At 67.2% G+C, this 23,171-nt stretch carries 21 protein-coding genes and 1 tRNA gene; 15 read left to right on the top strand and 7 right to left on the bottom strand.

All coding sequences use genetic code 11. The features are described from left to right. Positions 1-17 precede the first annotated feature (17 nt). From ASC87_RS17410 to urtE, 7 genes are all read left to right on the top strand, one after another. Positions 18-3,479, top strand: coding sequence for an ATP-binding protein (locus tag ASC87_RS17410; protein ID WP_056664698.1), 3,462 nt, complete (start codon positions 18-20; stop codon positions 3,477-3,479). After that, positions 3,460-4,392: a response regulator transcription factor gene (locus ASC87_RS17405; RefSeq protein WP_056664695.1), complete on the top strand. Its 933-nt coding sequence runs from the start codon at positions 3,460-3,462 to the stop codon at positions 4,390-4,392. The genes ASC87_RS17410 and ASC87_RS17405 overlap by 20 nt, the downstream gene beginning before the upstream one ends. A 212-nt stretch (positions 4,393-4,604) precedes the next feature. Then, a complete protein-coding gene (urtA, locus tag ASC87_RS17400) occupies positions 4,605-5,876 on the top strand; it encodes an urea ABC transporter substrate-binding protein (RefSeq protein WP_056664692.1) in 1,272 nt (423 codons plus the stop codon). A 91-nt stretch (positions 5,877-5,967) separates the two neighbouring features. Continuing rightward, complete coding sequence (urtB, locus tag ASC87_RS17395) at positions 5,968-7,569, top strand: urea ABC transporter permease subunit UrtB (RefSeq protein ID WP_056664689.1); 1,602 nt, start codon at positions 5,968-5,970, stop codon at positions 7,567-7,569. A 31-nt stretch (positions 7,570-7,600) separates the two neighbouring features. Next, complete coding sequence (gene urtC, locus ASC87_RS17390; protein WP_056664686.1) at positions 7,601-8,743, top strand: urea ABC transporter permease subunit UrtC; 1,143 nt, start codon at positions 7,601-7,603, stop codon at positions 8,741-8,743. After that, positions 8,740-9,630 (top strand): urea ABC transporter ATP-binding protein UrtD, encoded by an 891-nt coding sequence (gene urtD / locus ASC87_RS17385; protein ID WP_056664683.1) that lies wholly within the window; start codon positions 8,740-8,742, stop codon positions 9,628-9,630. The genes urtC and urtD overlap by 4 nt, the downstream gene beginning before the upstream one ends. Before the next feature lie 15 nt (positions 9,631-9,645). Beyond that, a complete protein-coding gene (urtE, locus tag ASC87_RS17380) occupies positions 9,646-10,338 on the top strand; it encodes an urea ABC transporter ATP-binding subunit UrtE (RefSeq protein ID WP_056664680.1) in 693 nt (230 codons plus the stop codon). A gap of 98 nt (positions 10,339-10,436) precedes the next feature. On the opposite strand, the gene ASC87_RS17375 is transcribed toward urtE, so the two are convergent. Further along, positions 10,437-12,350, bottom strand: a complete 1,914-nt coding sequence (locus ASC87_RS17375; protein ID WP_056664677.1) for a hypothetical protein — start codon at positions 12,348-12,350, stop codon at positions 10,437-10,439. Positions 12,351-12,534: 184 nt separating this feature from the next. Continuing rightward, entirely contained in the window at positions 12,535-13,287 is a 753-nt protein-coding gene (locus ASC87_RS17370; protein WP_056664674.1) for a DUF4397 domain-containing protein, read from the bottom strand. A gap of 228 nt (positions 13,288-13,515) precedes the next feature. Here ASC87_RS17370 and ASC87_RS17365 point away from each other — a divergent pair, with 228 nt between their 5' ends. After that, positions 13,516-14,187 carry a glutathione S-transferase family protein gene (locus ASC87_RS17365; RefSeq protein ID WP_056664672.1) on the top strand — a complete coding sequence of 224 codons (672 nt, stop codon included), beginning with the start codon at positions 13,516-13,518 and terminating at the stop codon, positions 14,185-14,187. Between the two features lie 156 nt (positions 14,188-14,343). On the opposite strand, the gene ASC87_RS17360 is transcribed toward ASC87_RS17365, so the two are convergent. Genes ASC87_RS17360 through radC form a run of 3 tightly spaced genes read right to left on the bottom strand, consistent with a single transcriptional unit; the run spans position 14,344 to position 16,543 of the window. Next, positions 14,344-15,186 carry an urease accessory protein UreD gene (locus ASC87_RS17360; RefSeq protein WP_056664669.1) on the bottom strand — a complete coding sequence of 281 codons (843 nt, stop codon included), beginning with the start codon at positions 15,184-15,186 and terminating at the stop codon, positions 14,344-14,346. Then, on the bottom strand, positions 15,183-15,878 hold the full coding sequence (locus tag ASC87_RS17355; protein ID WP_056664666.1) for a Smr/MutS family protein: 696 nt from the start codon (positions 15,876-15,878) through the stop codon (positions 15,183-15,185). Before ASC87_RS17355 ends, ASC87_RS17360 begins: the two co-directional genes overlap by 4 nt. Then, positions 15,875-16,543 (bottom strand): DNA repair protein RadC, encoded by a 669-nt coding sequence (radC, locus tag ASC87_RS17350; RefSeq protein ID WP_056665093.1) that lies wholly within the window; start codon positions 16,541-16,543, stop codon positions 15,875-15,877. Before radC ends, ASC87_RS17355 begins: the two co-directional genes overlap by 4 nt. An 89-nt stretch (positions 16,544-16,632) precedes the next feature. Between radC and ASC87_RS17345 the strand changes: the two genes are divergently transcribed. The 4 genes from ASC87_RS17345 to ASC87_RS17330 all read left to right on the top strand — a co-directional run bounded on the left by ASC87_RS17345 (position 16,633) and on the right by ASC87_RS17330 (position 19,534). Then, positions 16,633-17,076 carry a peptidylprolyl isomerase gene (locus ASC87_RS17345; protein WP_157604097.1) on the top strand — a complete coding sequence of 148 codons (444 nt, stop codon included), beginning with the start codon at positions 16,633-16,635 and terminating at the stop codon, positions 17,074-17,076. Continuing rightward, the gene (gene ispH / locus ASC87_RS17340) at positions 17,076-18,053 is read left to right on the top strand and encodes a 4-hydroxy-3-methylbut-2-enyl diphosphate reductase (protein WP_056664663.1); all 978 of its coding nucleotides are present in this window, start codon (positions 17,076-17,078) and stop codon (positions 18,051-18,053) included. Before ASC87_RS17345 ends, ispH begins: the two co-directional genes overlap by 1 nt. Positions 18,054-18,088: 35 nt before the next feature. After that, positions 18,089-19,384, top strand: coding sequence for a serine--tRNA ligase (gene serS / locus ASC87_RS17335; RefSeq protein WP_056664660.1), 1,296 nt, complete (start codon positions 18,089-18,091; stop codon positions 19,382-19,384). Positions 19,385-19,446: 62 nt separating this feature from the next. Further along, positions 19,447-19,534 (top strand) — tRNA-Ser (locus ASC87_RS17330). Between the two features lie 74 nt (positions 19,535-19,608). Here the strand turns inward: ASC87_RS17330 and ASC87_RS17325 are convergent. Continuing rightward, complete coding sequence (locus ASC87_RS17325) at positions 19,609-20,067, bottom strand: hypothetical protein (RefSeq protein ID WP_056664657.1); 459 nt, start codon at positions 20,065-20,067, stop codon at positions 19,609-19,611. Positions 20,068-20,160: 93 nt separating this feature from the next. Further along, a complete protein-coding gene (locus ASC87_RS17320; RefSeq protein ID WP_056664654.1) occupies positions 20,161-21,117 on the bottom strand; it encodes a LysR family transcriptional regulator in 957 nt (318 codons plus the stop codon). Between the two features lie 78 nt (positions 21,118-21,195). On the opposite strand from ASC87_RS17320, the gene ASC87_RS17315 reads away from it, so the two are divergent. The 3 genes from ASC87_RS17315 to ASC87_RS17305 are packed head-to-tail and all read left to right on the top strand — an operon-like array spanning position 21,196 to position 23,159. Continuing rightward, entirely contained in the window at positions 21,196-21,834 is a 639-nt protein-coding gene (locus tag ASC87_RS17315) for a DsbA family protein (protein ID WP_056664651.1), read from the top strand. Between the two features lie 31 nt (positions 21,835-21,865). Beyond that, a complete protein-coding gene (locus ASC87_RS17310) occupies positions 21,866-22,765 on the top strand; it encodes an MBL fold metallo-hydrolase (protein ID WP_056664648.1) in 900 nt (299 codons plus the stop codon). A 4-nt stretch (positions 22,766-22,769) separates the two neighbouring features. Next, positions 22,770-23,159, top strand: a complete 390-nt coding sequence (locus ASC87_RS17305) for a nuclear transport factor 2 family protein (protein ID WP_056664645.1) — start codon at positions 22,770-22,772, stop codon at positions 23,157-23,159. Positions 23,160-23,171: the final 12 nt, after the last annotated feature.

Raw genomic sequence — 23,171 nt, 5'->3', positions numbered from 1 at the left:
GGCCGGATAATGTCAGCATGAAGCGTTCCACCATGCCGCCCGTCGGCCCCGCGATCCTGCCCGTGCCGTCCGAGGTGCCGGGGGATGCGGTGCAGCGGGTGGTCAAGGTGCGGCGCGACTACAACGCGTGGGTGGCCCGCGAGACGATGGAAGACTACGCGCTGCGGTTCACGCCGCGCAGCTTTCGCAAGTGGTCCGAGCTGCGCGTGGCCAACACCGCCTTCGGCGCCGCGTCGTTCCTGGTGCTGGAGGCCGTGGGCGCCACGCTGCTGGTGGAGTACGGGTTCGTCAACGCGTTCTGGGCCATCCTGGCCACCGGGCTGATCATCTTCCTCGCCGGCCTGCCCATCAGCGTGTATGCCGCCCGCTACGGCCTCGACATGGACCTGCTCACCCGCGGCGCGGGCTTCGGCTACATCGGGTCCACCATCACGTCGCTGATCTACGCGTCGTTCACGTTCATCTTCTTCGCGCTCGAGGCGGCCATCATGGCCTATGCCCTCGAGCTGGCGTTCGACATTCCGCCGGCCTGGGGCTACCTGATCTGTGCGCTGGTGGTCATCCCGCTGGTCACGCACGGGGTCACCGCGATCAGCCGGCTGCAGGTGTGGACGCAGCCGCTGTGGCTGGTGCTGCTGGTCGTGCCCTACGTCTACGTGTTCCGCCACAACCCCGGGGTGCTGGACGGTCTCGTCCACTACGGCGGCGGCAATGGGCAGGAGGCGCAGTTCAACGTCCACCACTTCGGCGCCGCGATGACGGTGGGCATCGCGCTCATCACGCAGATGGGCGAGCAGGCCGACTACCTGCGGTTCATGCCCGAGCGCACCGCGGCGAACCGCCGCCGGTGGTGGACCGGGGTGCTCGTGGGCGGCCCGGGCTGGGTGGTGCTGGGCGTGGTCAAGATGCTGGGCGGGGCGCTGCTCGCGTACCTGGCCATCAGCCACATGGTGCCGGCCGATCGCGCGGTGGACCCGAACCAGATGTACCTCGCCGCCTACGAGTACGTGTTCCCGCACACCGGCTGGGCCATCGCGGCCACGGCGCTGTTCGTCGTGGTGTCGCAGCTGAAGATCAACGTGACGAACGCCTATGCGGGCTCGCTCGCCTGGTCCAACTTCTTCGCGCGGCTGACCCACAGCCACCCGGGCCGGGTGGTGTGGGTGGTGTTCAACACGCTGATCGCGCTGATGCTGATGGAACTCGACGTGTTCCGCGCCATCGGCAACGTGCTCGGGCTGTACGCCAACATCGCCATCGCCTGGATCATGGCGGTGGTGGCCGACCTGGTCATCAACAAGCCGCTCGGCCTGTCGCCGAAGGGCATCGAGTTCAAGCGGGCCCACCTGTACGACGTGAACCCGGTGGGGGTGGGGGCGATGGGCGCGGCCTCCGTGCTGTCGGTGGCTGCGCACCTGGGCGTGTTCGGGCCGCTGGCGCAGGCATTTTCGGCGCTGATCGCGCTGGTCACGGCGTTCGTCACGTCGCCGCTGATCGCGTGGTTCACGCGCGGCCGCTACTACATCGCCCGCTCGCCGGCGCCGCGGGGCCTCTTCACCGGCTTGAAGCACTGCGTGGTGTGCGAACGCGAATACGAGGTGGACGACCTGGCCCAGTGCCCGGCCTACCTGGGCCAGATCTGCTCGTTGTGCTGTTCCCTCGACGCCCGCTGCAACGACCTGTGCAAACCCGACGCGCGGCTGTCGGTGCAGTGGAGCCGGGCGCTGCGCGCGCTGCTGCCGCAGCGCATCTGGCCATACCTGGAAACCGGCCTCGGACACTACCTGCTGCTGATGGCCGTCGTGGTGCCGGTGCTGGCCGGCCTGTTCGGCCTGCTGTACCAGCAAGAACTGCGGATGCTGGGAGAACAGGCGCCGGTGCTGGCGCCACTGCTGCGCCTGGGGTTCCTGAAGGCCTTTGCGGCGCTGCTGCTGGTGAGCGGCATCGTGGCCTGGTGGCTGGTGCTGACCCACAAGAGCCGGCAGGTGGCGCAGGAGGAATCGAACCGGCAGACCCAGGCCGCACACGAACAGACGCTGGCGCTGCGCCGCGAGATCGACTCCCACCGCCGCACCGACGAGCAACTGCAGCAGGCCAAGCGGCAGGCCGAGCTGGCCAACGAGGCGAAGAGCCGCTACATCACCACCGTGAGCCACGAGCTGCGCACGCCGCTCAACAGCATCCTGGGCTACGCGCAGCTGCTCGAGCAGGACGCCGCCATCCCCGCGAACCGCAAGCAGGCGGTGAGCGTGATCCGCCGGGGCGGGGATCACCTGCTGTCGCTGATCGAGGGCACGCTCGACATCGCCCGCATCGAAGGGGGCAAGCTGCGCCTGGAATCGAAGCCCATGCGCTTTCGCGATTGTGTGCAGCAGATGGTGCGCCTCTTCGAGCTGCAGGCGGCCGACAAGGGCATCGCGTTCCGGCACGACATCGCCGACGCGCTGCCCGAGGTGGTGCGTTGCGACGAGAAACGCCTGCGGCAGATCCTGATCAACGTGCTCGGCAACGCCGTCAAGTTCACGCACGTGGGCCAGGTGTCGTTTCGCGTGCGCTACCTGCGCGAGATGGCGGTGTTCGAGATCGAGGACACCGGCCCCGGCATCCCGCCCGACGAGATCGAGCGGGTGTTCGAGCCCTTTGCACGTGGCACCGAGACCACGAGTGGCGGCACGGGCCTGGGCCTCACCATCAGCAAGATGCTGACCGACCTGATGGGGGGCGAGATGTCCGTCACCAGCACGCCCGGAGAGGGCACGGTGTTCCGCATCCGGCTGTTCCTGCCGGCGGCCCGTGGGGCGTCGGTGGACCAGGAGGTGACCCGTGCGGCTCGCGTGGGCTACCGGGGCCCGCGCCGCCGCATCCTGATCGTCGACAACGAGGAGGTGGACCGCACGCTGCTCGCGAGTGTGCTGGAGCCGCTCGGGTTCGACCTGCTGCAGGCTGCCTCGGGCCACCGGTGCCTGGAGGTGGTGGCCGGCTTCCGGCCCGACGCGGTGCTGATGGACCTCGCGATGCCCGGCATCGACGGCTGGGCCACCATCCGCGCCATGCGCGCGCAGCAATTGAGTGACGCCCCGGTGGCCATCGTGTCCGGCAACGCGTTCGACAAGGAGCTGGAGAACGACGTGGGCGTGCGGCCGGAGGACTTCGTGCTCAAGCCCGTGCGCGTGAACGAACTGCTCGACTGGCTGGGCGCCCGGCTGGGCCTCGACTGGATCGAGGACGCGGCCGAACCCGCCCCCGAGGCCGTGAAACCGCACTGGGTGCTGCCGTCGGTGGCCCACCTCACCGCGTTGCAGGAGCTGGTGGCCCTCGGGTACCTGCGCGGCATCCACCGCAAGCTCGACGAGATCGAAGGCGACAATGCGGCCCATGGCAGTTTCGTGGCCCACCTGCGAGGGCTCGCCCGCAACTTCCAGCTCGATGCCCTGACCGCCCTCATCGCCCAGTCGATCCATGACCGACACCCTTCCTGACCGCAGCGCCTCGGACCTGGTGCTCGTCGTTGACGACGTGCCCGACAACCTGTCGGTGCTGCACGACGCCCTCGACGAGGCCGGCTACACCGTGCTCGTCGCCACCAACGGCGAGGGCGCCATCCAGCGCGCGGTGCAGGCCGTGCCCGACATCGTGCTGCTCGACGCGATGATGCCCGGCATGGACGGTTTCGAGGTGGCGCGCCAGCTGAAGGCCCGGCCCGAGACCGCCCACATTCCGATCATCTTCATGACTGGCCTCACGGAAACCGAACACGTGGTGGCCGCCTACCGGGCGGGCGGGGTGGACTACGTCACCAAACCCATCCGCCCGCAGGAGGTGCTGGCGCGCATGACGGTGCACATGCAGAGCGCCCGCCAGGCGCGGCAGGCCCGCAACGCGCTCGATGCCTTCGGCCACGCCACCATGGCCATCCACGCCGACGACGCACTCACCGCGGGCAAGGCCGTGTGGCAGACCCCGCTCGCGCGCGAGCTGATGCAGCGCTACTTCGACGCCCCGGTGGGGCAAGTGCCCGAGGACGTGCTGGCCTGGTTGCGCTCGCAGGCCGATGGCGACCCGAAACCGCTGACCGTGACCCGCGAGGCCAAGCAGCTCGTGCTGTCGCTGCAGCAGCGCACCACCGACGACGACTGGCTGGTGGTGATGCGCGAGGTGTCCGACGCCGCCGTCGTGCAGGCCCTGCTGCAGGCCTTCCGGCTGACGATGAAGGAGGCGGAGGTGCTGTACTGGGTCGCGAAGGGGAAAACCAACCGCGACATCGGTGACATCCTGGGCAGCAGCCCTGCCACCGTGAAGAAGCACCTCGAGCACGTGTTCGAGAAGCTGGGGGTGGAAACCCGCAATGCGGCCGCCTCGCTGGCGATCGGGAAAGTGCGGCTGCTGGCCTGAGCGGTCACCGGCGCAGGCGACAGCACGTCACCCCGACGAAGTCGGGCCTACCGGGGCCGTGGCGCGCCTGCCTTCAGTGGGTCCCGACTTTCGTCGGGATGACGGGGCGGTGCATCTACGCCGTCTGGCGTATTCCTGGAAACCCGTCCGCTCCGTAACCTTGGTCTTGTCGTCCCCCGGGGCACCAAGACTCAACCAAGGAGCGTTCGTTCATGAAAGCCAGCCGTCGCAATTTTGCGCAATCCCTGTCGGCCGTCGCACTGGGTGTTGCCGCCCTGAGCCTGCCGCTGTTCGCCCAGGCCGCCGACACGATCAAGGTCGGTGTCCTCCACTCGCTGTCGGGCACGATGGCGATCTCCGAGACCGTGCTGAAGGACGTGGCCCTGATGGCCATCGACGAGATCAACGCCAAGGGCGGTGTGCTCGGCAAGAAGCTCGAGCCCGTGGTGGTCGACCCGGCGTCGAACTGGCCGCTGTTTGCCGAAAAGGCGAAGCAGCTGATCAGCCAGGACAAGGTGGCCGTGATGTTCGGCTGCTGGACCAGCGTGTCGCGCAAGTCGGTGTTGCCGGTCGTGGAAGAACTCAACGGCCTGCTGTTCTACCCGGTGCAGTACGAGGGTGAGGAACTCAGCAAGAACGTGTTCTACACGGGTGCCGCGCCGAACCAGCAGGCCATCCCCGCCGTCGAGTACCTGATGAGCAAGGCCGGTGGTGGTGCCAAGCGTTTCGTGCTGCTGGGCACCGACTACGTGTACCCCCGCACCACCAACAAGATCCTGCGCGCCTTCCTGAAGAGCAAGGGCGTGGCCGACAAGGACATCGACGAGAAGTACACCCCGTTCGGCCACAGCGACTACCAGACCATCGTCGCCGACGTCAAGAAGTTCTCGGCCGGTGGCAAGACCGCGGTGATCTCCACGATCAACGGTGACTCGAACGTGCCGTTCTACAAGGAACTGGGCAACCAGGGCCTGAAGGCCACGGACGTGCCGGTGGTCGCGTTCTCGGTGGGTGAAGAAGAGCTCCGCGGCGTCGACACGAAGCCGCTGGTGGGCCACCTGGCCGCCTGGAACTACTTCATGAGCGTCAAGAACCCGACGAACGACGAGTTCAAGGCCAAGTGGGCAGCCTACGCCAAGGCCAAGAAGCTGCCGGGCGCCGACAAACCGCTGACGAACGACCCGATGGAAGCCACCTACATCGGCATCTACATGTGGAAGCAGGCCGTCGAGAAGGCCAAGAGCACCGACACCGACAAGGTGGTAGCCGCGATGGCCGGCCAGACCTTCAAGGCCCCGAGCGGCTTCGTCGCCAAGATGGACGAGAAGAACCACCACCTGCACAAGCCGGTGTTCATCGGCGAGGTCAAGGGTGACGGCCAGTTCAACGTCGTGTGGAAGACCCCGGCGCCGGTGAAGGCCAAGCCGTGGAGCCCGTACATCGAAGGCAATGACAAGAAGAAGGACGAGCCCGAGAAGAAGTGATCCGCCGGCCCCTTCGGGGGCCGACCTGAAGGAAAACCGGGGTGCGTCTGCCACCCCGGTTGTGGTTGGAACTCCCATGGATTTTCTGTCGATGCTGCCCCGTGTTGCCGCCCGCGCGGCCCTGCTGCTGGCGTTGTCGTTCGGCGCGCTGGCAAGCCACGCGCTGACGCCCGAACAAGCCCGCGGCCTGGCCGCCGGTGAAAACGACGAGCGCATCGCCGCGCTCGCGAAGTCGCTCGAACGCGGCGACGAGGGCCTGGCCACGTTCGTGCAGGCGATGCTCGACGACACCGTGAAGGTGGCCGGCGACAAGGTGTTCGTGATGAAGGGTGAGCAGGCGACGGACGCCGCCACCGGCAGCCCGGTGCCGTTGCCCGACGGTGCCGAGGACGTCATCAACAGCAACCAGATGCGCCGCGAGCTCGATGGCGCGCTGGCCGCGCTGAAACTCTTTTCCAAGGACGTGGCCGAGCGCCGCGCCGCGGCCCGTTCATTGAAGGAAGAGGCCGATGACTCCCGCCTGCCCCTCATCGAGAAGGCCCTCGCCACCGAAACTGACGAGGAGCTCAAGGCCCAGCTGAACCAGATCCGCGCCGCGGTGATGGTGTCGTCGCCCGACGTGGCACGCCGGCTGGATGCCGCCAAGACGCTGGCCACGAGCCTCACCCCCGCCACGAAGACCTTGATCGCCGATCGGCTCAAGCCCGCGGCCGAAGGTGGCGAGGACGACGTGGCCGTGCGCAGCCAGCTGGAGATCGCGTTGAAGGCCATCGACAGCCGCCTTGCCTGGGGCGAACGGCTGGGGGTGATGTTCACCGGCGTGAGCCTGGGCAGCATCCTGCTGCTGGTGGCGCTGGGCCTGGCCATCACCTACGGCCTGATGGGGGTCATCAACATGGCCCACGGCGAACTGATGATGATCGGGGCGTACGCCACCTACCTCGTCCAGAACCTGTTCCGCGCCTACCTGCCGGGCCTGTTCGACGCCTACGTGCTCGTGGCCATCCCGGTGTCGTTCCTGGCCGCGGCCGGCGTGGGTGCGGTGCTCGAACGCAGCGTGATCCGCTGGCTCTACGGCCGCCCGCTCGAAACGCTGCTGGCCACCTGGGGCATCAGCCTCGTGCTGATGCAGGGGGTGCGTTCGCTCTTCGGTGCGCAGAACGTGTCGGTCGAGAACCCGGCCTGGCTGTCCGGCGGTGTGCAGGTGCTCAGCAACCTGACGCTGCCGTACAACCGCATCGCCATCGTGATCTTCGCCGGCATCGTGCTGGCCGGGGTGTCGCTGCTGATCGCGCGCACGCGGCTCGGCCTCTTTGTGCGCGGTGTCACGCAGAACCGCAAGATGGCCTCGTGCGTGGGGGTGAACACCGCCCGCATCGACACGTATGCGTTCGCGCTGGGCTCGGGCATCGCCGGGCTGGCCGGCTGCGCGCTGTCCCAGGTGGGCAACGTGGGCCCGGACCTGGGCCAGGGCTACATCGTCGATTCGTTCATGGTGGTGGTGCTCGGGGGTGTGGGCCAGCTGGCCGGCACCGTGTACGCCGCGATGGGCCTCGGCGTGCTGAACAAGCTGCTCGAAGGCTGGCAGGGCGCCGTGCTCGCCAAGATCATGGTGCTCGTTTTCATCGTCATCTTCATCCAGAAGCGGCCGCAGGGCATCTTCGCGATGAAGGGCCGGAGCGCCGAAGCATGACCCCGATCGACCCCACCCGGAAAGCCTTGGCATGAGCGCCGTCCTCTCCACCCCCTCGATGCCGGCCTTCGGGCCGACCACCCGCCTGCTGACACCCAGGGCCTGGACCGGGGTGTTCGCCGCGCTGCTGGCCGTGCTGGTGCTGGTGCCGCTGCTGAACATGGCCGTGCCGGCCGACAGCGTGTTCCACCTGAGCGACTACGCGGTGCAGCTCACCGGCAAGATCATGTGCTACGCGATCTGCGCGCTGGCGATGGACCTGATCTGGGGCTACACCGGCATCCTGTCCCTGGGCCACGGCGTGTTCTTCGCGCTCGGCGGCTACGCGATGGGCATGTATCTGATGCGGCAGATCGGCCGCGACGGCAACTACCAGAGCGACCTGCCCGACTTCATGGTGTTCCTCGACTGGAAGACGCTGCCGTGGCACTGGTCCGTGAGCGACAGTTTCGTGGCAACGCTGCTGCTCGTGGTGCTGGTGCCGGGCCTGCTGGCCTTCGTGTTCGGCTTTTTCGCGTTCCGCTCGCGCATCAAGGGTGTGTACTTCTCGATCATCACGCAGGCGATGACGTACGCGGCGATGCTGCTGTTCTTCCGCAACGAGACGGGGTTCGGCGGCAACAACGGTTTCACCGACTTCAAGCGCATCCTGGGCACGCCGATCGCCACGCCCAGCATGCGCATGACGCTCTTCGTGTTGACGGGCCTCACGCTGATCGGCTTTTTCCTGCTGGCCCGCTGGCTCGTGGGCAGCAAGTACGGGCGCGTGCTGCAAGCCATCCGCGACGCGGAGAGCCGCGTGATGTTCACCGGCTATGACCCGCTGCGCTACAAGCTGTCGATCTGGGTGATCTCGGCCGTGATGTGTGGCATCGCCGGCGCGCTGTACGTGCCGCAGGTGGGCATCATCAACCCGGGCGAGATGGCGCCGTCGGCCAGCATCGAGATCGCCATCTGGGCGGCGGTGGGCGGGCGGGGCACGCTCGTGGGCCCGATCGTCGGCGCGTTTTTCGTGAACGGCGCGAAGAGCTGGTTCACGCAGGCCTTCCCCGAGTTCTGGCTCTACTTCCTCGGCGGGCTGTTCATCGCCGTGACGCTGTTCCTCCCCAACGGCATCGTGGGCCTGGCCCGCAAGTTCACCCGCAACGGCAAGGCCGAGGAGACGAAGGCATGACACCCGACCTGATGGAAGCCGGTGTCGAGGCGCTGCGCCACCTGGAAGAGAAGCGATCGGCCGCCACGGAAAGCGGCGGCCGCGGGGCGAGCTACGGCCGCGTGGTGCAGCCCGGGGTGCTGGACGTGTCCCACGGTGCCATCCTGTACCTCGACGACATCACCGTGAGCTTCGACGGCTTCAAGGCGCTGAACGCGCTGAGCCTGAGCATCAGCGCGGGCGAGCTGCGCTGCATCATCGGACCGAACGGTGCCGGCAAGACGACGATGATGGACGTGATCACCGGCAAGACGCGGCCCGACGCAGGCAAAGCCCACTTCGGGTCCACGATCGACCTGCTGCGCCTGCGCGAGAACGAGATCGCCTCCATCGGCATCGGCCGCAAGTTCCAGAAGCCCACGGTGTTCGAGCACCTCACCGTGTTCGAGAACCTGGAGCTGGCGCTGAAGGCCGACCGTGGGGTGCGCTCGTCCATGTTCTTCCGCCTGAACGGCGAGCAGCTCGACCGCATCGGCGAGATCCTCACGCTCATCCACCTGAAGTCCGGTGCCCAGCGCGTGGCGGGCCTGCTGTCGCACGGCCAGAAGCAGTGGCTCGAGATCGGCATGCTGCTGATGCAGGACCCGAAGCTGCTGCTGCTCGACGAGCCGGTGGCGGGCATGACCGACGAGGAGACCGAACGCACGGCCGAGCTGTTCCTGTCGCTCGAGGGCAACCACTCGCTGGTGGTCGTGGAGCACGACATGAAGTTCATCGGCGAACTGACGCAGGGTGGCAAGAACGGCAAGAAGGTCACCGTGCTGCACGAAGGCAGTGTGCTGGCCGAAGGGCTGCTCGCCGACGTGCAGGCCAACGAGAAGGTCGTCGAGGTCTACCTCGGCCGCTGAACAAGGACTACGGACATGCTGAAGGTCGAAGGGGTCAACCAGTACTACGGCGGCTCGCACATCCTGCGCAACGTGGGGTTCGAGGCGCGGCTCGGCGAGGTGACGGTGGTGCTGGGGCGCAACGGCGTGGGCAAGACCACGCTGCTCAAGAGCCTGATGGGCGTGGTGCCGGTCAAGACGGGCACCATCCAGCTCGATGGGCACCCGATCACGAACGACACGCCGTATGAACGCGTGCGCAAGGGCGTGGGTTACGTGCCGCAGGGGCGCGAGATCTTCGGCCGCCTCACGGTGGAGGAGAACCTGCGCATGGGACTCGCCTACAAGCCCGGCAGCACGCCCGTCCCGGCGGAATTGTTCGAGCTGTTCCCGGTGTTGAAGCAGATGCTGCACCGCCGCGGCGGTGACCTGTCGGGCGGGCAGCAACAGCAGCTGGCCATCGCGCGGGCGCTGGCGGCCGGGCCGAAGCTCCTGATCCTCGACGAACCCACCGAGGGCATCCAGCCCAGCATCATCAAGGACATCGGCCGCGTGATCCGCATGCTGGCCGACCGCGGCACGATGGCCATCGTGCTGGTCGAGCAGTTCTACGACTTCGCGGCCGAGCTGGCGGACCAGTACCTCGTGATGGAACGCGGCGAGGTCATCCAGCGCGGGCGGGGGAGCGACATGGAGGCCGAGGGGGTTCGGCAGAGGATGTCGATCTGAGGGCGATCCATGTCATCCCGACGAAAATCGGGACCCACCCTCGAGCGTGACGCACCAGCACGCAGTGGGCCCCGGCGTGCACCGGTGTGACGGCTCCTTCAGTGGCACTCCACTGTTCCGGGCGCACACACGATCGCGTTCGCCTGCAAGTCCACCCCGTCGGCCGTGCGGCCGTACAGCGCGAGCATCTTGTAGTCGCCCGCGGCAAGTGCCGTGCTGCCATTGCGAAGGTGCACGGTGGCCGACGTGGCGGCGGCGGACACGCGGCCCTCGCCGATGCGGCCGATGTCGTCCTGGCCGCAGCGGGCGCGGTCGGTGCAGAACGTCGATCCGTTGAGGCCCAGCGGGCCGCGCGGGAACGTCCAGGCCGCCGTGAAATCGGCCTCGGCATTGGCTGCAAGCGAGAACGCGAGCAGGTTCAGGCGGGCGGCCGGGGTGAGCTCGGGCCACGGCATGTTCTGCATGGCCGCCCACAGCGGGGGCACCCCTTCCACCTCGACCTCGAACGACGCGTTGGGCAGGCCGCCCGCGGCAAAGGGCGTGTCGCAGCTGGCATCGCTGTAGGTGGTCACTGTCACGCTGCGGCCACCGCGGAAGAAGTTGCGGACCACGTCGTCGCCGAAGGTGCCCTCGGGCAGCGCGACCCACGTGTCGTCGGCGCTGCGCAGCGCGCCCACGTTCGGATCGAGGCTGCGCGTGTTGCTGTAGCCGTTTTCCTGCCACAGCGACAGGCGGCGCACGGTGCCGGTGGCGAACCGCTTGTAGTAGGCAATGGTCACGTCGTGGCCATCGTGATCGCGCTGGGTGATCCTGGCACAGGCCACGCCGGTGACGGCCGGGATGTCGAATGCGATCGCACGCGAGTAGCTGTATACCGGCGTGTCACCGTCGAGGCGCACGTCGCGCTGTGCCTTCGCGGACGCGTGCACGCCGATGCCGTCGAGGTCGCCGACGAACTTCCACGCACCGGCCTCCTGGGTCACGCCCATGCCCTGGCCCACCGGCTGGACGCCGCCGTCGAGGCCCTGGATCACGAAACTCACGCGGCACACCGGGTTCGCGCCGGTCAGGTCGCAGCGGCCGAGCGTGGGGCTCAGCAGCTTCGAGCCGAACATCTCCTGCTCGGCAAACATCGTGCACAGGCCGGTGGCCACGTCGGCTGGGCCGGACAGGCTTTCGCCGTCCTCGCTGCTGATTCGGGCCGTAGAGGCGAGGCTTGCCTCGATACCCGTGGTGGCGTTGCTGCACGCCGCTGAACTCGCGAACGCGGCGCTCATGTTGCGGAACAGCGTTTCCAGGCCGCCGAGCGACAGGCTGCCGGCGCCTGCGGCGGCCGTGAGCGTGCCCACCTGGACACCCTGCTCGAGGTAGAGGTTGCCGGTGCCGAGGCGCGGGGTGATCTGCACGAAGGGTTTGCTCTGGTCCACGCCAGTGTTGACACCGATGGCGTCCAGCACCTTGTCATAGCCGGTACGCGAACCGGCGTCGAGCGTGCCGCCCACGAAGTCGAACGAGGCCGGCACATTGCCCGCGGCCAGCACGCTGGCCAGGCCGTTGCGCAGCGTGACCTGGGCGCCATTCACCGCAGTGGCGGACAGGGCCGTGTTGCTGCCGTCCATCAGGTCGGCGGGTGCCTGGCCGGAGGCCAGCAGCACGGTGGCCGTTGTCAGCGGGGTGACGTTGGCCGTGCCCGGGCCCTGTGTCACGGAGTAGATGCACAGGTAGTTGGCGCCGGCGTATCCGCAGGCCTCGATGCGGAACGGGGCCGCCCCGGTCAATTCGGGAATCGTGTAGGTGCCGTTTTCATGCACGGCGATGCCGCTGGCGACCACCGTGCCGGTGGCGTCCAGCACCCGCAGCGTGCCATCGGTGATGGGTGCGCCCACGGCGACGGTGCCGGACAGCGCGGTCGACGGGGCGCTGGTGCCGCTGCTGTCGGGAGAGTCGCTGCCGCAGCCTGTCAGGAGGAGGGCGGTGGCGAAGCCGGCGGCGCCGTATCGGGTGAGGTTCATGGAGCGTCCTGTTCGATGGAGTGGCGCGCACGGACACGACGATCGGCCGCGCGTTCCCGGGTTTCGGCAGGTGGCGCGGCCCCTTGAGCACGAACCCCTGTTCACCGTGCGTTCATGCCACCGAACACGAAAAGAAAAAGGGCCCGCACGAAGCGGGCCCTGTTCGAGAGGAACGGAAATGGAATCAGAGCGCGTTGCCCAGCTCCGTGGCGGGCGTCGACGAATCGGCCGCCACCACCAGCACGGTGTCGGGCAGCACGGTGACCAGCCAGTCGGCGTTGTCAGCCACGGTGACCGGGGCGCGGAACACCGGCGTCTTCGAACCCGCGGCCGTGATCACGAGCCAGTAGACATGGTTGCCTGCGGTCACTTCGATCGAGTCGTTGCCGGTTTCCGGGCTCGACGCACGGAAGTCGACGGACGGGAAGGCCGGCGTCTGCGTGGCGAGGTCGGCGTTCGGTTCGGTCAGGTAGACGTCGATGTCGGCCTGGTCGAACGCGGCGTTGAGCACGCGGATGCGGCCCTTGTCGGTCGTGAGGCTCTTGTTGTACGGGTCCCGGATGTTGATCAGCTCGGTGGTCGAGTTGGCGCCCGGGATGGCGACCAGCGTGTACTTGTTCCCGCGCGTGGCCGCAAACGTGGCGGTGCCCGCGGTGACGTTGCCGGTCGTGGTCTTGATGACCCACGTGGCATCGGCTACCGAGACGTCGAAGTAGTTCGAGGCGCCCTTGTACGGCACGTTCGTCACATCGGACGACTGGGCCACGTCGTTGCGGAACAGCGAGAGGTTGGGGCCGAGCGGCACGGCGTGCACGAAGCGCACGTTCGGGTCGGCGACGTCCAGGCGGTCGTCGAGGTCGTCGCTACCGCCGCCGCAGGCAGCGACGAGGAGCACGGGCGCGCAGGCCAGCAGCAGGAGCTTGATCATCTTGTTCATAGGTCACCTCGGTTGGAATGGAATGCGAGTCGATCGGGGCGGCTTCCGCGCGTGTCGGAATCGGTCCGGTTGGTGAGATCGACTGTAGGATCGACTTGTCTCTCGCCCTGTCGGGCGACCGGCGGGCTGTATGTCGGCATGGCCTGAGTGTCTTGTCGGACAAGACCTGCACTGACCCCGCCCAAGGGCCTGGGGGACAATCCCGATCCCACTGCTTCCGGTCGCGCGATGATCACCGTCCACCACCTCAACGATTCCCGCTCGCAGCGTGTGTTGTGGCTGCTCGAAGAACTCGGCCTGCCCTACGAGATCAAGCACTACCAGCGTGACCGCAAGACCATGCTCGCGCCACCGGAGCTGCGCCAGGTGCACCCGCTCGGCAAGTCCCCGGTGATCACCGACGGCGATGCCACCGTGGCCGAATCGGGGGCCATCATCGACTACCTGGTCGAGCGCTACGGCAACGGCCGCTTCGTGCCGTCCGCGGGCACACCCGACCACCTGCGCTACCGCTACTGGCTGCACTTTGCGGAAGGTTCGGCGATGCCTCCGCTGCTGCTCAAGCTGGTGTTCGAACGCATCAAGCGCACCAGGATGCCGTTTTTCATCAGGCCCATCGCGCGTGGCATCGCCGACAAGGTGCTTGGCACCCTCGTCGATCCGAACCTTGCGCGCCAGCTCGATTTCATGGAAGGTGAGCTGAACCGCAGCGAATGGTTCGCGGGCAATGAGTTCACCGCCGCCGACATCCAGATGAGCTTTCCACTCGAGGCGGCCAAACAGCGCGCCGGGCTCGATGCGGCGCGGCCGAAGCTGATGGCGTTCGTGGCGCGCATTCATGCGCGGCCCGCGTACAAGCGCGCCTTGGAACGCGGCGGCCCGTACTCCTTCTCAGACTGATTGGGCCCCCCAGTCGCTTCGCTCCTGCCCCCGAGGGGCGCCCGCGGTCGCCCGGGGGACCCGGCCTCGGCGGTAGCTTGATCTGCGGCGTCGCTTCGCTCGCCTTCCTGGCGTTCGCGGTTCGGGGCGTTGCTTGCTTCGCTTGCTCGCCGCTCGTCACACTCGCCAGATGCGAGGCATCGGGGCCGGGAGGTCCCAGGCGCCCTTGCGCCAGCGGGTCCACACCGATGTCAGCAACTGCATGGCAGGTTCGACGCGGTGGGCCAGGGCCCGCACCACCACGACCTGCGTGTGCGGTGACGTGGCGCCCGCCGTGGGAGCGAGTGCGTGGCTGGCGATGGCCTCGCGGGCGTCGGCGAGCAGCGTGTCGCGGCGGGCGGTGGGCAAGGCGCTTCCGGCGGCGAACCACATCGTGGCCATCACGCTGCGGCCGGCCCAGCCGAGTGGCGATTGGAGCAAGCGTTGGTCGGTGCCATCCACCGTGCCGCGTTCGAGCCAGGTGTCGCGCGTCCCATCACCGAGTCGGATTTCCTGCGTGAAGCGGCCCGCGTCGAACGGCGCATTGCTGGCGGGCAGGCCGAGGGCCAGCACGTCCCAGCCGATCATCTCGGCGTCGGGTGCCAGCGAAAACGACATGCGGTTCTCCGCCTGCAGGCGCGGGTAGCACAGCGTTTCGAGCGGCAGCCATTCGAGGCGCGCGCCGTCGTCTACCTTCACGGCCACTGTCTGCAGGGCCTGCTCGCCGGTGCTGCGGTAGAAGCGCGTGGCACCGGGGGTGGTGATGAAGGCGTGGGCACCGCCCTGCACGTGGGCATCGATGCCGAGCACGTCGCCGCCGGCGATGCCCGCGGGAGGGTGCACCAGCACGTTGTGGCAGATGCCGGCGCCCTCGGGGTACAGGCTCTGCAGGATGCGCAACGGGCCGGTGTGCCGGTCCGCGACGACGGTGCGTGTGCCGTCGTGACGGTAGTTCAGTGCCAGGTGGCCGTGCCAGCTCATCGGTGGGGTTTGGAGGGAGAGAGGGGAGAGGGAAGGGCCGGCGCCGCGGCATGGCCCTGCGTGGGTTTGAGCAGCACGACCACGGCGCCGTGTCCGCCTTCGGAGGCGCGGGCCTGCACGAAGGCGATCACCTCCTGCTTCTGCACGAGCCACGAGCGCACCTTGCCCTTGAGCACGGGCTCGCGGCCAGGCGAACCGTTGCCCTTGCCATGCACCACGCGCACGCAGCGCAGGCCGCGGCGCACGGCGTCGCGCAGGAAGGCGGCGAGCTGCTCGCGGGCGTCGTCGCGGCGCAGGCCGTGCAGGTCGATCTGGGCCTGGATGGTCCAGCCGCCGCGGCGCAGCTTGCGCACCACGTTCACGCCGATGTCTGAGCGGCGGTAGGAGAGCGCTTCGTCGGTGTCGAGCAGGGATTCGACGTCGAACTCGTCGGAGATGGCTTCGCGCAGCACCGCCTGTTCGTCGCGTTCGCGCTGGCGGGGCTCGGGCAGTGGCGACGTGGGCTGGGTTTCCACCCGGCCGTGGGACGGCAGCGTGCTGACCTTGCCCACCGAATGGGCGAACAGGTTGCGCTCGCGTGCAAGGCGGGCCTGTTCGGCCTTGTCGCGGGCGGCCCGTTCGGCGGCCTCGCGTTCGGCCTTGTGCAGTGCCGCGCGCATCTCGCCCAGGTCTTGCAGGCTCGTGATCTTCACAGCAACCCCCGTTCGGCGAATGACACCACGTCGTCGCGGCCTACCACCAGGTGGTCGAGCACACGCACGTCGACCATGGCCAGGGCCGCCTTCAACGTGGTGGTGAGGTATTCGTCGGCCCGGGACGGTTCGGCCACGCCCGACGGGTGGTTGTGCGCCAGCACCACGGCCGCGGCGTGCAGTTCGAGCGCGCGGCGCACCACCTCGCGCGGGTACACGCTGGTTTGCGTGAGGGTGCCCCGGAACATCTCCTCGAGGCACATGAGACGGTTCTGTGCATCGAGGAACAGCACGGCGAACACCTCGTGGGGCAGGTGGGCGAGGTGCAGGCGCAGATGGTCCTTCACGCGGCCGGGGCTCTCGAACACGGGCCGCTCGGCCAGCTGGTGGGTGAGGGAGCGGCGGGCCAGCTCGAGCACGGCGCACACCTCGGCGCGTTTGGCGGGGCCGAGGCCCTTGACCTGCTTCAGCTCGTCCGGCGTGGCGTGGAGCAGGCCGGGCAGGCCCGAGAAATGGTCGAGCACGCGCTGGGACAGCTGCAGCACGGACGTGCCCCGCACACCGGTGCGAAGCAGCAGCGCAACCAGTTCGGCATCGGCGAGGGCGGCAGGGCCGCGCGCGAGCAATTTCTCGCGCGGGCGGGCGTCGGGGGGGAGTTCTTTCAGCACGGGAGAATGCTAATTCAGGGCATTTGGGGACCGGCTTCGTCCGGGCACCTAAAATTGGCCCTCAGTCTATCGAACCGGGATATTCCTTGAACCACGTTCAACAGGGCTCGTTCCTGACCCTGCACTACCGCCTGGCGGGGCCTGACGGCGCCGACCTCATCAACACCTTCGCCGAGAAGCCAGCCACGCTGTCCCTCGGTACGGGGGAACTCGCCCCTGCGATGGAGGCCCGGCTGCTCGGCTTGGCCGAAGGCACGCGCACGTCGTTCCAGCTGGCGCCGGGCGAGGCATTCGGGGAACGCAACCCCGAAATGCTCCAGCGCGTGAAACTGGCATTGCTTCACGAATTGGGGGACCCCGATGCCGAATACGGCCTCGGCGACGTGGTGCAGTTCCCCACGCCCGATGGCCAGGCGTCGTATGCCGGGGTGGTGCGCGAGGTGGGCAGCGATTGGCTGCTGTTCGACTTCAACCACCCGCTCGCCGGCAAGCCGGTGACCTTCGAAGTGCATCTGATCGGGGTACTGTGATGACCACGACTGCTCCCACCGGCGTCGATGAAGTGCTGCTGGCCGAACCGCGCGGATTCTGCGCGGGTGTCGACCGGGCCATCGAGATCGTCGAGCGCGCCATCCGCAAGTTCGGCGCGCCCATCTACGTCCGCCACGAGATCGTGCACAACACGTACGTGGTCAACGACCTGAAGGCCAAGGGCGCCATCTTCATCGAGGACCTGGACGACGTGCCCCCCGGGGCCACCCTCGTGTTCAGCGCCCACGGGGTGTCGCAGGAGGTGCGGCGCGAGGCCGCCCGGCGCGGCTTCAGCGTGTTCGACGCCACGTGCCCGCTGGTCACCAAGGTGCACGTGGAAGTGGCGAAGCTGCACAAGGAAGGCTACGACTTCATCATGATCGGCCACAAGGGCCATCCGGAGGTCGAGGGCACGATGGGGCAGCTCAACGAGGGCATCTACCTCGTCGAGGACGTGGCCGACGTGGACACGGTGCAGGTGGCCCAGAGCGACAAGCTCGCCGTGGTGACGCAGACCACGCTGTCGGTGGACGACGCGGCCGACATCCTGTCCGCCGTGAAGCGCCGCTTCCCGAACGTGCGCGAGCCGAAGCAGCAGGACATCTGCTACGCCACCCAGAACCGCCAGGACGCGGTGAAGGTGCTGGCGCCGCAGGTCGACGTGCTGATCGTCGTGGGCAGCCCCACCAGCTCCAACAGCAACCGCTTGCGCGAGCTGGGTGAGCGCCTGGGCGCCAATGCCTACATGGTGGACCACGCCGACGACCTGAAGGCCGAGTGGTTCGAGGGCCACCGCCGCGTGGGCCTCACGGCCGGGGCGTCTGCCCCGGAGATCCTCGTCACGCAGGTCATCGAGCGCCTGCGTGCGCTCGGGGCCGTGTCGGTGCGCAAGATGCCCGGCGTCGAGGAAACCGTGCATTTCCCGCTGCCGATGGGCCTTGGCGACAAGGCCATGGCCGGCGTCACGCCGCGCTGATCCTCACCGATTTTTCCTGGAAGAACATCCCCACCATGCTCGACATCACCCTGCTGCGCAAAGACCTCGACAGCGTTGTCGCCGCGCTGGAGAAGCGCAAGTCGCCCCAGCCCTACCTCGACGTGGAACGGTTCCAGTCCCTCGAGAACGAGCGCAAGGCCATCCAGACCCGCACCGAGGAACTGCAGGCGAAGCGCAACAGCCTGTCCAAGCAGATCGGTGGCATGAAGGGCCGCGGCGAGGACACCACCGCCGTGATGGCCGAGGTGAATGGCTTGGCCGACGAGCTGAAGAACTCGGCCGACCGCCTCGACGTGTTGCAGAGCGAACTCTCCACGCTGCTGATGAACGTGCCGAACCTGCCGCACGAGAGCGTGCCGGTGGGCGCCGACGAAGAGGGCAACCTCGAGCTGCGCCGCTGGGGCACGCCACGTGTGTTTGACTTCGAGGTGCGTGACCACGTGGACCTGGGCGCACCGCTCGGCCTCGACTTCGACACGGGCGCCAAGCTCTCGGGCTCGCGCTTCTCGTTCCTGAAGGGCCCCATCGCCCGCCTGCACCGTGCGCTCGCGCAGTTCATGCTCGACATGCAGACCGTCGAACACGGCTACACCGAGTGCTACACCCCCTACATCGTCAACCGCGAGGTGCTCGAGGGCACCGGCCAGCTGCCGAAGTTCAAGGAAGACATGTTCTGGGTGAGCCGTGGCGGCGACGAGAACCAGGCCGAGCAGTACCTGATCTCCACGTCCGAGATCTCGCTGACCAACAGCGTGCGCGAGCAGGTGCTGCCGCTCGATGCGTTGCCCATCAAGCTCACGGCCCACAGCCCGTGCTTCCGCTCCGAGGCAGGCAGCGCCGGCCGCGACACCCGCGGCATGATCCGGCAGCATCAGTTCGACAAGGTCGAGATGGTGCAGATCGTGCACCCCGAACGCAGCTACGAAGCCCTCGAGGAAATGACGGGCCATGCCGAGGCTGTGTTGAAGAAGCTCGGCCTGCCGTACCGCGTGGTGCTGCTGTGCACGGGCGACATGGGTTTCGGGTCCACGAAGACGCACGACCTGGAGGTGTGGGTGCCGGCGCAGAAAACGTACCGCGAGATCAGCTCGGTGTCGAACACCGAAGGTTTCCAGGCGCGGCGCATGCAGGCCCGTTTCAAGAATGCCCAGGGGAAAAACGAACTCGTGCACACGCTGAACGGTTCGGGCCTGGCGGTGGGGCGCACGCTGGTGGCGGTGCTCGAGAACTACCAGAACGCGGACGGTTCGGTGACCGTGCCGGAAGCCTTGCGGCCGTACATCGGCGGGCTCGAAGTTCTGAAAGCTTGAGCAGGCGCTCAAATCTGGGCTAGAATCTGCGGCTTGGCGCCGACCCGCCAGAAGCAACACCAGGAGAGGTGGCAGAGTGGTCGATTGTACCTGACTCGAAATCAGGCGTACGGCAACGTACCGAGGGTTCGAATCCCTCCCTCTCCGCCAGAAGTACCCTTGAAAATCAAGGCGTTATAAGCCCGCATCAGCGGGCTTTTTCGTTTCCGGGCGCTGAGTCCGCGTTACTGCGTCGGCCGGCCCCGCATCAGCCCCCACCTCACGCTGTTCAGGAATTCTTCCCCGTCGCGCCTCACCGGAACCCGGTACTCGGGACGGTCTTGGCTGGCGCGTGCGACTGGGCGGCTTCCGGAGCACATATGGGCTTTCCGATCCTTCAAGAAAAGGAGCCACTGTTCGCCCACGACCATTGACAGCGCGCAAGTCGAGCGGCCCGCCACGACGACAATTTCATCCTTCACTGCAGAAGGCGACCTGAGCGACTCCATCACGCGCACTCGGTACGACATGCCCGCCTCTTGGTCCTTCATGGTTTCGAGGACTGCAACGAGAATGATCTCTTCCGAGCGAGCCAGCAGGTCTGCGACTTCCTCTTTCTCGGGGTCATAGGGGGCGACACAGCTGCATGCGAGTGCTGACTGGGCGGCTAGCGTAAAGACAATGCCGATGGCGAGTCGAAGCATGGATGTTGGTCGTATGAGTGGTGCGCGCATTGTGCCTCTCTGGTCCGTTCTTGCACCCCGGCGGCAACCCGAGCGTCGCAGGCTCGGACCCCATCAAGCAGGCAAATCCGTGGCGGCCTGCCGCTGCTGTTCCCTGTCTGCCAGCAGATCAACGAAGGCGCGTACTTTCGCCGGGCGGAAGCGCGCCGCAGGGAACACGGCGTGAATGCCACCGGAAGGCAGGTGCCATTGCGGAAGGACGTGGATGAGTCGGCCAGCAGCGACATCTTCGGCAACGGCATAGTCCGGGAGGACCGAGAGGCCTGCGCCTTGGAACACGGCCTCCCTGACCGCGAGGGTGGCATCGAGAAAGATGGAGGCATGCACATTCACGGTGTGGCGTTCGCCGCCATCGAGCGAGAAACTCCATCGGAGGTGCTCGCGCAGGGCCGTGTTGGCGATGAAGGGCAGGCTGGCCAGGTCTTCCGGATGATTGACCCGCGCAGACTCCCGCGCCATGCGGGGTGACGCCACCAGCAATTGCCGGAAGGTGCCGATCTTCCGCGCCTGGAGGCTGGTCTCTGCCAGCCAGCCGACCCGGATTGCCAGTTCGATGTTGCCTGACATGATGTCCAGCGTTTGATCGCTCAGGATGGCGTCTACCTTGCACGCGGGATAGCGTTGCGTGAAGGCGGCGATCGCCGGCACGACAACGCCCACGCCATAGTCGAAGGGCGCGGTGAGCCGCAGCATGCCGGACGGTTCTGACGATGTTTCGGCCAAGTCGTCGAAGGCGTGTTCGGCCTCGCGCAGGATCAGGGCGCAACGCAGGTAGAACGCCTGGCCGACCTCGGTGGGCTGCACCTTGCGGGTGGTGCGAACCAGAAGCGACGTGCGGAACTCGCGCTCCAGCCGGGCAACCTGCTGGCTGACCACGGCCTTGGTGATGCCCAGGCGCTCCGCTGCCGCAGTGAAAGATCCCGTCTCCACCACGGACACGAAATAGGTCAGGCGCCTCAGGTTTCCCAGCGCGCCCAGGCCGGTCTCAGCTTGATTGTTTGCTTTCAAGATACATTGTGTTTATCACGTATGTATTTAAGAGTCAATCGACCTTGTCTACCATCGGCACCAAGCAAACAAGGCGTCCCGATGAACAAGACCGTGCACTACCTCTTCGACCCCCTCTGTGGCTGGTGCTACGGGGCGGCACCGGCGGTCTCCGCACTGCGCGACCTTCCCGGTGTCAGCCTCGAGTTGCTGCCCACCGGCCTGTTTTCCGGCGAGGGTGCCCGGCCGATGGACGATGCCTTCGCGGCTTACGCCTGGGCCAACGACCAGCGCATCGAGCGCCTGACGGGACAACGTTTCACCGAGCAGTACCGCCACCGGGTGCTCGGCGACCGGGGGCCGCGCTTCGACAGCGGCCCCGCCACGATGGCGCTCACCGCCGTGCGGTTGAGCGATCCGGCCCGGGAGCTGGAAGCGCTCAAGGCCCTGCAGCACGCGCGCTACGTGGACGGCGCCGACACGACGTCGCCGGCGACGCTGGCCGGTCTTCTGGATGCACTTGACCTCAAGGCGGCCGCTGCGAGGGTCGCGCATCCCGATGCGGAGCTTGTCGCTGCCAACCGCGCACGCATGGACCGGGCTCAGGCGCTGATGCGAGAGTTTGGCGCTCGTGGCGTGCCCACCTTGATTGCCGAATCAGGTGCGAAGCGCTGGATGCTGGACCTCACGGACTCCTATTCCATCCCTCATGCACTGGCCAGCCAGCTGGAGGCCGCATGAGATTTGTTCAACGGTGTCGAAGGAAAGACGCATGTCAACACGCAGAGAAGTGATCCAAACTGTAGCCGTCGCGGGTGTCGCGACGGCCATCCTCGGAGTGAAGAACGCCATGGCTGCCAATACCCAACTGACCTACAAGCATTTCCCCGCCGGCGAGAACGGATTCTTCCGTGCCCCGGTGCTGATTTCCGGCGCCCGCGAGGCCGTCCTGATCGACGGGGGTTTCACACTTCCCGATGGCAAGGCGCTGGCCGAGGCCATCAAGGCCAGCGGCAAGAAGCTCACGACCGTCTACATCAGCCAGAGCGATCCCGATTACTACTTCAGCCTGGCGCCCATCAAGGCGGCGTTTCCGGAGGCCAAGGTGATCGCTGCGTCGGCCACGATCGCAGCCATCAAGGGCAACGTGGAAAAGAAGCTGGCGACCTGGGGCCCTCAGCTCAAGGAAAACGGTCCGCAGGCCCTGGCGGACATCGTGATGCCCGAAGCCTTCGACGGCCGGACCCTCACCGTGGACGGCCAGACCCTCGAGATCACCGACGCCGATGGCCTTGCCAACCGCCGCTACATCTGGGTGCCTTCGCTCAACGCCATCTTCGGCGGCGTGCTGCTGTTCTCGGGCGTTCACGTGTGGACCGCCGACACGCAGGGCGCCGAGGGCCGCGCGGCTTGGGTGAAGACGCTTGACGCGATGGCTGCACGCAAGCCGGCCGTGGTAGTCCCCGGCCACATGGCTCCGGGTGCTGCGACCGACGCCACGGCGATCCGCTACACGCGCGACTACCTCATGGCGTTCGAGGAAGAGCTTGCCAAGGCCGCTGACAGTGCCGCCCTGATCGCGGCCATGACCAAGCGCTACCCGAGCGCGGGCATGGGCGTGGCGCTGCAGATCGGCGCCAAGGTTGCCAAGGGCGAGATGAAGTGGGGCTGAGGCGATGACGACGAACGTCGACATCGTCCGTGCCCACTACGCGGCGTCGGCACAGGGGAACATCGACGAGATGATGGCCCAGGTGTCGCCACAGGTGCGCTGGACCGAAATGGCGGGCTTCCCCTGTGCGGGCACGTGGGTCGGCCCGAGGGAGGTTGTCGACAACGTCTTCGCCGTTCTGGGAAGGGATTGGATCGGCTACCGATTCGAACTGCAAAACCTCATCGACGGCGGCGATCAGATCGTCGGGGTGGGCACCTACCACGGCACTCACCGAGCCACGGGAAAGGAAATGCAGGCCCGAGTGGCCCACGTCTGGAAGTTGCAGGACGGAAAGATCGTGGCCTTCGAGCAGTTCACGGACACGCTGCTTGTCAGGCAGGCGATGGGCTGAGAGGCCCACCGG

It is taken from the genome of Rhizobacter sp. Root1221 (assembly GCF_001425785.1).
Taxonomy (GTDB): Bacteria; Pseudomonadota; Gammaproteobacteria; order Burkholderiales; family Burkholderiaceae_C; genus Rhizobacter.
The sequence above is the reverse complement of the archived record's forward strand: the minus strand, read 5'-3'. Positions and strand labels throughout refer to the sequence as shown.

Bases quoted from the DNA above. Each gene is read 5' to 3' on its own strand.
- ASC87_RS17410 (WP_056664698.1), top strand. From the start codon at position 18: ATGAAGCGTTCCACCATGCCGCCCGTCGGCCCCGCGATCCTGCCCGTG.
- ASC87_RS17405 (WP_056664695.1), top strand. From the start codon at position 3,460: ATGACCGACACCCTTCCTGACCGCAGCGCCTCGGACCTGGTGCTCGTC.
- urtA (WP_056664692.1), top strand. From the start codon at position 4,605: ATGAAAGCCAGCCGTCGCAATTTTGCGCAATCCCTGTCGGCCGTCGCA.
- urtB (WP_056664689.1), top strand. From the start codon at position 5,968: ATGCTGCCCCGTGTTGCCGCCCGCGCGGCCCTGCTGCTGGCGTTGTCG.
- urtC (WP_056664686.1), top strand. From the start codon at position 7,601: ATGAGCGCCGTCCTCTCCACCCCCTCGATGCCGGCCTTCGGGCCGACC.
- urtD (WP_056664683.1), top strand. From the start codon at position 8,740: ATGACACCCGACCTGATGGAAGCCGGTGTCGAGGCGCTGCGCCACCTG.
- urtE (WP_056664680.1), top strand. From the start codon at position 9,646: ATGCTGAAGGTCGAAGGGGTCAACCAGTACTACGGCGGCTCGCACATC.
- ASC87_RS17375 (WP_056664677.1), bottom strand. From the start codon at position 12,350: ATGAACCTCACCCGATACGGCGCCGCCGGCTTCGCCACCGCCCTCCTC.
- ASC87_RS17370 (WP_056664674.1), bottom strand. From the start codon at position 13,287: ATGAACAAGATGATCAAGCTCCTGCTGCTGGCCTGCGCGCCCGTGCTC.
- ASC87_RS17365 (WP_056664672.1), top strand. From the start codon at position 13,516: ATGATCACCGTCCACCACCTCAACGATTCCCGCTCGCAGCGTGTGTTG.
- ASC87_RS17360 (WP_056664669.1), bottom strand. From the start codon at position 15,186: ATGAGCTGGCACGGCCACCTGGCACTGAACTACCGTCACGACGGCACA.
- ispH (WP_056664663.1), top strand. From the start codon at position 17,076: ATGACCACGACTGCTCCCACCGGCGTCGATGAAGTGCTGCTGGCCGAA.
- serS (WP_056664660.1), top strand. From the start codon at position 18,089: ATGCTCGACATCACCCTGCTGCGCAAAGACCTCGACAGCGTTGTCGCC.
- ASC87_RS17325 (WP_056664657.1), bottom strand. From the start codon at position 20,067: ATGCTTCGACTCGCCATCGGCATTGTCTTTACGCTAGCCGCCCAGTCA.
- ASC87_RS17315 (WP_056664651.1), top strand. From the start codon at position 21,196: ATGAACAAGACCGTGCACTACCTCTTCGACCCCCTCTGTGGCTGGTGC.
- ASC87_RS17310 (WP_056664648.1), top strand. From the start codon at position 21,866: ATGTCAACACGCAGAGAAGTGATCCAAACTGTAGCCGTCGCGGGTGTC.
- ASC87_RS17305 (WP_056664645.1), top strand. From the start codon at position 22,770: ATGACGACGAACGTCGACATCGTCCGTGCCCACTACGCGGCGTCGGCA.